Source organism: Bacillus sp. AFS002410, from assembly GCF_002556365.1.
GTDB lineage: Bacteria > Bacillota > Bacilli > Bacillales > Bacillaceae_G > Gottfriedia.
The window spans coordinates 1-12,828 of record NZ_NUEU01000027.1; the positions used below are offsets into that span (position 1 = coordinate 1).

A 12,828-nucleotide genomic window follows, 5' to 3' on the forward strand; every position below is an offset into this window, starting at 1 on the left:
ACTCGACTAACTACAAGTTGGTCTCTTACATTTTCCCATGCCTTATCAGTAACTTTATATTCCTTACCTTGGCGTTGGAATAAATACATATCTTCTCGCATGACAAGCTCTTTCTTTAAATAGTTTCGGATGAATGAACTATCAGACTCTAACTCTCGTACTTCAAACATTTTTTCTCGACCGCTGCCAGGTTTAACACCTAACTCACGCATTTCTTTTGATGGGTGATTGTATCGTTCTTCTATGTCTTCAAACATCCTTAGCCCTAAATAATATGGGTTAATGCCTGTTTTTGATGGTTGAACAACGCCTGCGTTTAGTTTTGCGTATTCGATTGCTTCGTTTGAGTCTAGGTTCAGTTCGCGCATGATGCGGATGTGCCAGTAACTTGCCCAGCCTTGTTTCTCTTAAAGATTTTAAATTAATAACCTGTTTAAACTTACGAATACAATATTCTATAGTTCCTAATAGTCAAACTATGGAATACAAAGATCCGCTAAATACTTCGCATATAACCTGAAATATATGCGAAGTATTTTTTTTAATATGTTCGTCTTAATTAGCAATAAGTTACTAAAATAGTCCCCTCTTTTCTGTAAAAATAACTTTAACAGGCCTATGGATAAAGACTTAAACGAATGATTATAAAATTTGAATATGTTTTTACTCGTTAATTATTTTTAAGTATTAACTTTGCGGTTAGTTGTATTACGATAACATTAAAACGGATTGTAAGACGGTACCCCCTTGTTCTAGAGAAAAATATCTTTCAATTAAATAATACATTTTTAACTCTTAATCATACATGTAGCCAGTATAGGTGAATGGATTATCAGTTCTTTTCAAGAAGATCTAGAACGACTTGGTTCCATACTTGGTATCGCTACTCGAATGGCAGAACTAAGAAATAATATTAAGGTACAATTTCCAACTGCAGCTCATATGTGTTCCTGTGCGAGGCTAGTTCTTGGTCATAACGAAATTGCTGGAAATCATCTAAAACAAAAAAAGAAACAAATATTTAAAGTAAGCATTTATCGAGTAAAACTTGTATAAAATTCCCTTTTTTACACATAATTTAAAAAAATTAGTTTTGAGGGATACGGATGAAGATAAAAAATGGAGATAAGGAAAAGGAACCACAAAATATAATTGAACAAACTTGGGCGGAACAATTATCAAAATCAAATGATTTTGTTCACGAACATACTTCATTAAATGACAATGCACCTTTTTGGCTATCTTATTATCGCACACTCATCTCATCAGACATTTTACATAAAGATGTCTTACCTTATTTGCAGGAATGGTTATCGCTCGAAGGATTAAAGAATAAAATCCCTGTTCAAGAGATTATTTTAACTAAGGATAAAAATAAAATCATCCAAAACATTTTAATTGGGTCAGTAGCTATTCAAAAGCATCAAGATGATGAAGAATGTTTATTAATTAATATAGCAAACAGTAAATTTCGTGATATTGGCATAACGACTATGGAAGTCTCTGCCATAGGACCTCAAATTGGATTTATTGAAGAATTAGACACAAATATTAATCTAATTAGAAAAAAATTGCCAGTACCTGAACTGCTAATCACGGAAATGAAGGTTGGAGAGCTATCAAAAACAAGAGTAGCAGTTATATATATGGATGGGATTGCCGATCAGGAAAACGTAAACACAGTAATACAAAGAATAACCGATATTCAATATGACCAAATTCAGGATAGTTCTTATATCTCTTCCATGATTGAGGACAATTCTAATTCCTTGTTTCCTCAATCGATCTCCACCGAAAGATCAGATCGAGTAGCTGCTGGTCTTACAGAAGGTAAAATTGTCATTGCAGTAGATGGATCACCAAATCTAGTAATTCTTCCAGTTACCTTTATGGAATCCTTTATAGCAATGGAAGATTATAGTTATTCTTGGATTATTGCAAATTTCTTTCGATTATTACGATTCAGTGCTATTTATATCTCGATATTCGTAAGTCCGCTGTATGTAGCAATTATGACTTATCATTATGAGTTGATTCCTGCCAGTTTACTTGAAACGCTTGTCGGCTCAAGGGCAACAGTTCCTTTTCCCCCATTCGGTGAGGCTCTTTTTTTAGAATTAATGATCGAAATGGTAAAAGAGGCTGGAATCCGCCTGCCACCTAAAATCGGAATGTCCCTTGGTGTAGTAGGTGGTATCGTCCTCGGGCAGGCTGTTGTGGAAGCTGGATTAACAAGTAATATTCTGCTTATTTTAGTAGGACTTGGCGCTTTAACTTCGTATACGGCGCCTGTGTATAAATTTAGTAATACCATTCGATTTATTAAGTTTCCAATCATTTTTCTAGCTCAATGGCTAGGTTTGTTTGGAGTGTTTTTAGGCTACCAATTTACATTGCTTCACTTACTGCGGTTAACGTCACTCGGGCGTCCCTATTTAAGCCAGTATCCAATACGTAAGACTTCATTTCAAGATTTATGGGTCAGACTCCCTTTTTCGATGCAAAAAGAAAACCCAGCATCATTGAGTCCACAAAAAAAGAGAAAGTCAACTGGTACAGGAAAAAAACCAGAGCCAGCGAACGATTTTTATGAATAAACCGTAAAGGAGAAATTAAAATGAAAGTGAATATAAGACATCAGATTTCTCCTTATTTAGTCTTCTTTGTTATTTATAATTCGCAAGTTGGTGTTAGTATTTTAAGTTTCCAAAGAATCATTGCCGCGAAAGCAGGAAATGATGCCTGGATTGGTGTATTAGCTGCAGGTTGTTTAGTACAGGTGTTAATATGGGTGATGTATAAACTTTTAGGAAAAGTCGATGGAGATATTATCGATGTTCATGTAAGTATTTTTGGAAATATACTAGGCAAATTTTTTAGTTTTTTTATCATGATATATTATTGGTTAGCAAGTGTTTATGTTTTACTAAAGTTTATAGAGATCGTTCAAGTCTGGATGTTTCCTACCATACCATCATGGATTATTGCTTCCTTAATTTTATTATCAGTTTATTATTGTATTTCCGGAGGATTTCGAGTTGTTGTCGGGATGTCTCTTTTATCGTTTATTTTCCCGCAAATTTTGTTAATCGTCCTTTATTTTTTTCCGTTAAAAATGGCTCACTTTTCAAATTTACTGCCTATAATGAGCCATTCATTAAAAGAATTGTCTGATTCCTTAAAAGGCTCAATGTCTACAACGGCTGGAACTGAAACTTTACTGATGTTCTATCCATTTATAAGGAATCCTAAAGCCTCAAAAAAATTTGCTCATTTAGGTGTTCTATTTACTACTTTACTATATACTTTTTCTTCTATTGTTTCCCTTACCTTCTATAGTGAAAAACTGTTAAATACGACAATTTGGCCAGAACTGTCTTTTACGAAAATAATTACACTGCCTTTTTTAGAGAGATTTGAATACTTATATATCTCCATGTATTTGGTTATCGTTAGCTCTTTACTCGCACTTTTATTATGGTGTTCCAGTAGAGGTTTTAAAAAAATTTTTAGTAGTAAGCAAAATTATATTTTACTAATTCTTAGCCTATTAAGCGTAGTCCTTTGTCAAATAATAAACGACCCCTTCAAAGATATGCTAGATAAATATATCACTCAAATGAATTTATGGATTTTTTACGGCTATATTCCAATACTCTTACTTTTTGTTACTTTTAAAAAATGGGTAATCAAAATGATTAGTAGGTCTGTGCTTTTGTTGTTTCTTATTTTAATATTGTCAGGGTGCACCCTTTTTCCCACCTCCTACATTGTTAATAAAATCGATATGTCACAGGGGTTAGGGTATGATCTTTCGGGAAAACAGAACATAAAGGGAACAATTGTATATCCCATTTTTAAAAAAGACAAAACTTCTTCTACAGAAGTCCGAACAGCTATAGGGAAATCCAGTAAAGAGATTCGTTCGATCTTAAATAACGAAACTCAAAATCCATTGGTAAGTGGTCAGGTTCGTATAGCTCTTTATGGAAAAGAACTGGCAAAAATAGGGATCAATGATTTTGTAGACACCTTACATCGTGACCCTTCAATTGGGAGCCTTATTCAATTGGGAATTGTTGATGGCGATGCTAATCAATTATTTAAATCAAAGAAATATAAAAATGAGAACGTTTCAATTTATGTCAATAATTTGCTAGAGCAAAATATGGAAATTGGCCAACTTCCTCGAACTGATTTACATACCTTTTTATTTCAATTATTTCAAATGGGACAGGATCCATATTTACCTTTAATTAAAACAGAAAACGAAAACATCAGGATCACTGGAATGGCATTTTTTAAAAATGATCAATATGTTACATCTATTTCACTAGAAGATTCTTTCATATTTAAGACTTTAGTTGAAAGCTCCAAAAATACTTTGCACCAATTTATTTTAGAAAATGGTGATAAGGTCGTTATTGAAACTCTCGGTTCAAAAGTAAAGTATAAAGTAAAAATTGTACATGATAGACCAGAATTTATTATTCAGCTAAAACTGAGACCAAGTCTTAAAGAATTCGCTCCTTCAAAGAAACAAAGGGTAGCTGTTGATAAAAAAAGGATTCAAAAACAGATTGAACAGATATTAGAAAAAAACGGCGTAAAGATTGTTACCGAATTTAAGAACCAACAAATAGACCCTCTAGGTTTAGGAGCAAAATATAGAGAACATTATCCAGGATTTAATGAAAAAAAATGGGAAATGTATTATCCTCACGTAAAAGTTCATATAAAGGCAGATGTTGAAATCCGACAAACTGGAACGATTGATTAACGAAGGCAATATGGAAAAAGACACCATGTTTATTAAGTGGTGTCTTCTAGACTGTAGATAATCCCCATTTCAAATCGTTGATTTGAAATGGGAGTTGTTCATATTTCTCTAAAAATTTATCAAAATAAAGAACGCCTATAAAAGGCGTTCTCAAATATACTTCCGATGAATATTCTTCCCATCATAACTAAACAAAACAGACTTACCCTCAATATTCGTCTCCAAATGAACCCCTCTACCCCACAACTGATGAATATAAGGCATTACCTTCTCAACATACTTCACATCAAGTTCCATATTTTCATAGGAACGCTTCAAATAAAGCTCCCCATTTTTTAAGTAATCGCCCTCTTGAACAACGATATATGGGAAACCTCCATTTACCCTACTAACAACAAGTTGAACTCTTACATTTTCCCATGCTTTATCATTAACTTTATATTCCTTACCTTGTCGTTGGAATAAATACATATCTTCTCTCATGACAAGTTCTTTCGTTAAATAGTTTCGGATAAATGAACTATCAGACTCTAACTCACGAACTTCAAACATTTTTTCTCTTCCGCTGCCTGGTTTAACACCTAACTCACGCATTTCTTTTGCTGGATTATTATATCGCTCTTCAATATCTTCAAACATTCTTAGTCCTAAATAATATGGGTTAATGCTTGTTTTTGATAGCTGAACAACACCCGCGTTTAGTTTTGCGTATTCGATTGCTTCGTTTGAGTCTAGGTTCAGTTCGCGGATGTGCCAGTAACTTGCCCAGCCTTGTGTCTTTTAAAGCTCTCCTTTTTGACCAAGAAATCCAATTCCTTATTTAACAGGAGCGTCAATCAATTAGTTTTTTAAACCCTTTAAAAATCAAATCATAGGAATAATCAATCATTTTGAAGAATTCCGATTCCGTGAGAGATCTATCTATTAAAACCTGAGTTTTATTTAACTGATCATAATTTGAAATATTTTCAATCTAAAAACTAAGGTCTTCTCCATTAGTTGCTATCACTTTCTTGTACCAATCAAATGATTTTTTCTTTGTTCTTTTTAATGTTCCATTTCCTTCGTCGTCCATATCTACATAAATAAAACCATACCGTTTTTTCATCTCTCCAGTTCCTGCTGAAACTAAATCAATGCAACCCCATGGTGTATATCCCATTAAATCGACACCATCTAAAGTGACCGCCTTTTTCATTTCTGCTATATGATCTCGGAAATATTGAATCCGATAATCATCCTCCACATATCCATTTTCATTTGGCTTATCAATAGTTCCCATTCCGTTTTCAACAATAAAGAGCGGTTTTTGATACCTGTCATAAAGTTCAGATAATGTGTATCTTAGCCCAACAGGGTCAATAGCCCAACCCCACTCAGTATTTTCTAGAAAAGGATTTACATCTCCCATTTGTCCACCGGTATCGGTATTCTGAACGATTTCAGTATGGTATACACTACTACGGTAAAAACTAAATGATAAAAAATCCGAAGGGTGCGCCTTGATTATATTGTCATCCCCCGGTTCTTTTTTTATGGTTACTCCCATCTCTTCAAAAAAGTGGTCGGCGTAAGATGGATAATATCCCCTCATCATAATATCAGTATAAATCAAAGCTCCTCTTCGATAATCCAAAGCTCCAAATACATTTTCCGGCTTACAATCTTTCGGGTAAATGCAGCTTAATGCAACCATACAACCAATCTTTGCATCTGGAATAATCTCGTGACAAAGTTTATTGGCAAGAGCACTCGCAACAAACATATGATGCTTCGCTTGATAACGCGCCTGCGCGGTAGCCTCCCTAGTTCCCATAAAGGCGTATCCATTTAATACATTAATTTCATTAATGGTGATCCAATATTTAACTAAATCTTTATATCTTGTAAATACTTCTTTGCACATTCGTAAAAAACAATCTATCGTCTGACGATCGCCCCAACCATTAAAATGATGAGCCAAATAAGCTGGAGTTTCAAAATGATAAAGAGTGACTAATGGTTCGATATTATATTTTTTGCACTCTTTAAAAACATCTTCGTAAAATTTTAACCCTTCCTCATTTGGTTGTTCCCCTTCAATTCCACCTTTTGGGAAAATACGGGACCAACTAAGAGATAGCCGGAAACACTTAAAACCCATTTCTCCAAAAAGGGCAATATCTTCTTTGTAATGTTGGTAAAAATCAACTGCTTTATGGCCTGGATAATAAACGTTTTCATCAATATAGCCTGTTGCGCCTTCTGGTATGGTATCAATTTTTGGGTCTCCAGAAGGCCGTCGATTAACCATTGTTTTTGTTCCATCTTTTAACTTGATTGTAATTTTCCTTGGGCGTTCTGCAGAACCATTTGTTATGAAGTCGCTTGTTGCAAGCCCTCTTCCGCCTTCATTGTATCCACCTTCATATTGGTTTGCAGCAGTGGCTCCACCCCATAAAAAATTTTCCGGGAATGTTTTTTTCATTAAAGTTCATTTCCTTTCTAAATGCAAAACGGATTAAAACTACACATTTTATTTTTCTTTAATAAAATAGCTATGAGTTTAAATACATATTTCTCGTGTTAATATCATTGCAAGAATTATTATGCGAAAAAATTATTTTGAATAAAAAAAGCCCAAAAGTACTTGGGCAATTCTAGAGGAGCGTTTTGTTTTATGCCTTTTTGATAAGTTTATGCAACTCGATGATTTCTCTGGCCATATCTTTAAGGGTCATTGAGTTCATCAAATGGTCTTGTGCATGAACCATAATAAGAGGAAAATCGACTTTCTCTCCACCTGCTTCCTTTTGGATTAAGTCAGTTTGAACATGATGTGCTTCATTAAAGGCAGAATCCGCTTCGGTTAGTTTTTCTTCTGCTTCATCAAAATTTCCTTCTTTAGCTTTCTGCATCGCTTCCATCGCAAAGCTTTTTGCATTCCCTGAATGTAGTATTAATTGAAATGCAAGATTGTAAAGTTCTTCTTTATTCATGATTAACAGCCTTTCAATTTTTTTACTAGGAAGGGGATATTCCCTTCTCCGTCCAATTTTGAATAAATATATATTAAAATCCAGAAGTTTTAAAACATCTCAACAAAGATCATTTTTCTAATTCTATCATCAGAAGATTGACCTTTATTGTCATATTACTTGTAAGAGATAGGCTCTAGTCAAACTAATGCCCACCTCACTTAACTACGCGATTATATTTTTTCTTTCACCTGCATTCATCGCATCTTCTTCTCTCTTCTTCGCTTTATCATATATTCTGAAGAATGGAGTATAAATTGCGAATGAAATAACAATGTTAATTAAATTCATGATTGCACCTGAAATATGTCCGCCAGAAGCAAGATATCCTGAAATAATTGGCGGCATTGTCCAAGGGACTGCAATACCTGTTGGTTTTGCTACCAATCCCAAATCCATACCAAGAAAAGTTACAATCACGGTAACGATTGAAGTAACGACGAATGGAATAATCATGATTGGGTTTAACACGATTGGCAAACCAAAGATTAGTGGCTCGTTAATGTTAAAGATACCAGGAGCAAGTGCCAAACGACCAAGACTTTTCATTTGTTGTGATTTAGCAAACAATACCATTGAAAGAACTAAACCAAATGTTACACCCGTTCCACCGATGTGGACGAAGTTATCCCAAAATTGTTGTGTAACAATGTGTGGTAGAGGTTTGCCAGCCTGGTATGCTGTCATATTGTCACCCATAGCACCAAACCAAATTGGTTCCATTACACTTTTAACGATGTTTGTACCATGTAATCCAGTAGCCCATAGTAAAGTTACGAATAATTCAGCAACAATGGATCCTCCTAGAGTAAGACCTACCAATTTAAGCGGGTCACCTAAAAGGGTCGTAACTAAACCGTTGATACTTTCATAAGGAGTCAACTCAACAAGTAAACGTATTACCCAAACCACAAGAAGAACAATAAATCCTGGTATTAAAGCTGCAAATGATTTACCAACACTTGGGGGTACGCCTGCTGGCATTTTAATAACAATATCTTTTTTGACGAGCCATCGATAAATTTCAGTTGATAAAATTGCAAAAAGTAACGCAACAAACAAACCTTTACTACTTAAGAAAGCTTTTGAAATTGCACCAGTTACCATCACTCCCGTTTCAGCCCCAGCTGGAGTAAATAAGAAATTAAATGGTGTTGTTAATAGGAAAGCAGCAACTGAAATAGTACCCGCACTCATCGAGTCAAGCTTATAGCTTTCTGCTAATCTGTATGCCACTGCAAATGCTGCGATTAGTGACATGATATTGAAAGTTGCATCTACTGGATAACTTAATTTAGCCGCCCAGTTTGGACCAAAAATTGAAGACATCCAATCAGCATAACCTGGAATTGGCAAGTTAGCCAAGATCAAGAAAAATGAACCAATTACAATGAATGGCATAGTCGCAATAAGACCATCTCGAAGAGCCGTTAGGTGCCTTTGCGCACCAATCTTAGCTGCAACAGGCAAGACTTTCTCTTCTAGTATGGTGTTGAATTTACTCATCTACTTTTTCCCCTTTTTTATTATTTATTATTTACTAAATTTATAGCTGTTTTTAGAACTTCTTCTCCATTACACATTCCGTAGTGAACTTGATTAATTAAATCCACTGGGATGCCTTTTTCTTCACCTAACCCTTTTAATTTTGGTAGCAAGTATCTTACTTGTGGTCCTAAAAGTAGAACATCAGCATTGTCAATGTGTTGATTGACTTGATTAGCAGGAACAGCCCAAATTTTTCCTTCTAAACCTTTTTCTCCGGCTGCTTTTTCCATCTTGGTCACTAGCAAGCTTGTACTCATTCCTGCTGCACAACATAATAAAATATTCATCTGTTTATTCCTCCTATTTATCCACAATAATATTTTTTTAAATACAATTAGCCAATTAATCTAAACAGGCTAATTTGGCAAATGTTTTAAAAGTACTTTAATCACCTTACTTTTATAGTTTATTTTGAAAGCGTTTAATTTTACAGAAATGATTTTTCCGTTACGTAACGGAAAAATGTTTAAATACTTATAATAAAGTTTAATAAATTAAATTATCCTCCGATAACATACAGATAACATAAAAAGGGTACCCCTATTTTGGAATACCCTCATTTTTCCCTATTCAGTTGTAAAAAGACGTATTTCCTAATGTTTCATATCAATTTAGTATCATTTAAAATCCTTATAATTTCTTCAGCAGACTTACCCTTTAGTATTTTTTTGACTGTTGCACTGTTTTCAATTAAAGCCAAGAGCCTTTTATACATGCCTTCCAGATCATCCTCATTAGGTTCTTTTCTTACATTTAACAAACAGATAAATTGAACCATTTGTTTATCAGTCCATTCGATGGGCTTCCTTAACGTACATATAGTCCAAAATGTTTCCTCTGTTTCCGGTGAAAGTGCATGAGGGATGGCCACAAGATTCCCAAAGCTGGTTGGAGCGAGCGACTCCCTTTCCAACACCGAATTTATGTAATCTTTGGAGACGAGTTTTTGTTTATATAATTCTTCACATAAGAAACGGATAGCGCTTTCTTTATCCTCAAAGTCTTTGTGAATAAAAACTCTTGATTCATCTAAATAACCTTGTTCCTCATTCTTTTTAACAGGTAATAAGCCTTCTCGGATATTTTCAATATCTTCTTCTCCTAAAAATGTGTTGACCACTTGTACTGGAACGACTATATCTTCTTTTATTGGAATCGTACTAATAATAAAATCAATAGAGGAAAGGTCGTATTCTTTTAATTGATAATAATTGGTTGAAGCTACAATATCGATTTCATCTTTAAACACATTTTGCAAACGATAATACAATAGTCTTGCACTTCCAACTCCAGAAGCACACACCACAATCACCCTTTTTGGCCTTTTCAGCCTTGTCTTCATTTTTTCTAATGCTACACCTATGTGCAATGCAATATAAGCAATCTCGTTTTCTCCTACCTCAATCTCCAAATATTCCTCAATACATCTGCTGGCAATAGCAGCACCTTCAAAGGCGCTAGGATATTTCCTTTTAATTTCGTTTAATAATGGATTTCGAATGTTCAAGTTATAACGCAACCGATTCATTGCTGGCCGTATATGTAAAGTCATCGATTGAATGAATTCTTCATCATCATGAAAATCCCAATTTAATTCATTTTTCAATCTTTCCAGCATGCAATGAATTAGGTTATCTAACTCATCAAAATGACTAAATTCTTTCAACGTATTCTTGTGAATTAATTTTGTCCCCAACAAATGGACAATAATATAATTAATTTCAGATTGCGGGAATGTAAAGCCCGTAAACTCCTCAACTTCTTTTACAATTTCATTGGCAACAATTTTTTCTAAGGGGTATTTTCCTGTTAAACCGTGTTCGATGTTTTCAATGACAAAACCTTCTTCAATTCTCTTACATCCAATTGTAATATGGGTCGCCAAATTTTCGAGTGCAATGTCAGATATCTCAATTTTGTATTCATTCACTTTTTTAACGATGATTTCTTTTAACTTTTCAAACAGGTTTTCGTCCAAAACATGAAAAGAATTACTTTCAATGATTAAGTTGCTATTTCGGCTTAACATAAAACTTGATAAACATAGCCGTTTCATATATTCATCGCCTTCAACCTGCGTACCATAATGTGGTCTGGTAACTAACTTCAATTGATATCTATCCAATATTTCACGGACAATTTTCAAGTCATTTTGAACCTTAGGCTTTGAAACAAATAGCTCCCCCTCAAGGCTTTCTATTTTGATTGGTCCCTTTTCTAATAAAAATCGTTTTAGTATATACAAAACCCGATTTTCCTGTTCGGAAAAATCCGATTTATTTTCATATATCGCTTCATTCTCATTAGAATTATACTCCTTTTCAAACACCTCATAGTCCTTTATATCTAATATATATCCTTTTCCTCGAACCGACTCAATGATTATTCCTAACGACGAGCATTGTGATTGAAGTTCTTTAATCTCGTTGCGAATGGTTCTATCACTAAAACCAAGTTCTTTTGCCATCCATTCAGCTGTAACAGGTTCTTTTGCTTTCATTAAAGACAACACGATGTCTTTTTGTCGTTTTGAAATCACGTTTCTATCCTCCTTAATTTTTGCTCTTTTTTAATTGATTCATGCTACTTTATTTTTTCTTTACATGGGTCGTTCTGTCAAGGGCGAGCAGAACTCATTTACTTATGTTACAGTTCACTGTCCCAGATATTGAACTAACCAATAATGAAAAAGGAGCAACTCATTCAGATCCAAGTTTTATTCAACTATCGCATTGCGTTAGCCAACCATGAACCCTCAGATTCACCACAGTGAATGGAAGTCTATCGTACTTCCATAGAAGTTGAACATTGTTATATTACTAAATCTATAATTTAATTTTTAATCCTTTTCCAAATACCCATTTGTATAGATAAGAATTTAATCTTTTAAAAATAGGTTCTGAAATTTGAAAATTCTCCTTAACAAAGATGGTCTAATGAAATTCCCCATTCATTATATTCCAAATACTCCAATCTAATAAAGCGGTCGCCTTTTGTAGTCCATCTATGTGTTCAACTATTGATTTTATCACTATTTCAACCTTCGTTATTGTCCACCCTATATGCGTTAGTAGTATAACAAATTTTAAATAGCTAGTTTATTAACCTTGTCTTAAATCTGCACTTTTCTAGAACTTATATCTTCTAGTTAAATAGATAAGAGACTTGTATTTTAAAAATAGGAGACTCAGATTGTTGGGAATTTTTGCTCTCTGTACATTAATATTGAATAAAGGTTAACTTAATTAAAATAACAGGGTCAATGCATGGGTGTTCCACAGAAGAATAAATGTCTTCCACTAATTTATAAATATATTTTAAATCAAAAAAGACTGTAGACAAACTCGAATTTCATCGAGTTTGTCTACAGTCTGAAACCACCTTAAAAAGGTGGTCTTAAATATATTTCCGATGTATATTTTTCCCATCATAACTAAACAAAACAGACTTACCCTCAATGTTAGTCTCCAAATGAACCCCTCT

The 12,828-nt window shown here is 34.0% G+C and carries 7 protein-coding genes and 2 pseudogenes; 2 read left to right on the top strand and 7 right to left on the bottom strand.

All coding sequences use genetic code 11. The features are described 5' to 3' along the window. Positions 1–401 (bottom strand): annotated as a pseudogene (locus CN692_RS16240) (SpoVR family protein); the annotation flags it as partial. A 705-nt stretch (positions 402–1,106) separates the two neighbouring features. Here CN692_RS16240 and CN692_RS16245 point away from each other — a divergent pair. Together CN692_RS16245 and CN692_RS16250 are read left to right on the top strand one after the other, a co-directional pair. Continuing rightward, entirely contained in the window at positions 1,107–2,597 is a 1,491-nt protein-coding gene (locus tag CN692_RS16245) for a spore germination protein (protein ID WP_098120220.1), read from the top strand. 20 nt (positions 2,598–2,617) lie between these two features. After that, complete coding sequence (locus CN692_RS16250; protein ID WP_098120221.1) at positions 2,618–4,780, top strand: GerAB/ArcD/ProY family transporter; 2,163 nt, start codon at positions 2,618–2,620, stop codon at positions 4,778–4,780. A gap of 150 nt (positions 4,781–4,930) precedes the next feature. Here CN692_RS16250 and CN692_RS16255 read toward each other — a convergent pair. From CN692_RS16255 to CN692_RS16280, 6 genes and pseudogenes are all read right to left on the bottom strand, one after another. Continuing rightward, positions 4,931–5,554, bottom strand: a pseudogene (locus tag CN692_RS16255) (SpoVR family protein); the annotation flags it as partial. Between the two features lie 199 nt (positions 5,555–5,753). After that, entirely contained in the window at positions 5,754–7,247 is a 1,494-nt protein-coding gene (locus CN692_RS16260; RefSeq protein WP_098120223.1) for a family 1 glycosylhydrolase, read from the bottom strand. 190 nt (positions 7,248–7,437) lie between these two features. Next, a complete protein-coding gene (locus tag CN692_RS16265; RefSeq protein ID WP_098120224.1) occupies positions 7,438–7,758 on the bottom strand; it encodes a PTS lactose/cellobiose transporter subunit IIA in 321 nt (106 codons plus the stop codon). 204 nt (positions 7,759–7,962) lie between these two features. Beyond that, entirely contained in the window at positions 7,963–9,303 is a 1,341-nt protein-coding gene (celB, locus tag CN692_RS16270) for a PTS cellobiose transporter subunit IIC (RefSeq protein WP_098120225.1), read from the bottom strand. 20 nt (positions 9,304–9,323) lie between these two features. Beyond that, positions 9,324–9,632, bottom strand: a complete 309-nt coding sequence (locus CN692_RS16275; RefSeq protein WP_098120226.1) for a PTS sugar transporter subunit IIB — start codon at positions 9,630–9,632, stop codon at positions 9,324–9,326. A 314-nt stretch (positions 9,633–9,946) separates the two neighbouring features. Then, complete coding sequence (locus CN692_RS16280; RefSeq protein WP_098120227.1) at positions 9,947–11,884, bottom strand: BglG family transcription antiterminator; 1,938 nt, start codon at positions 11,882–11,884, stop codon at positions 9,947–9,949. Positions 11,885–12,828 lie beyond the last annotated feature (944 nt).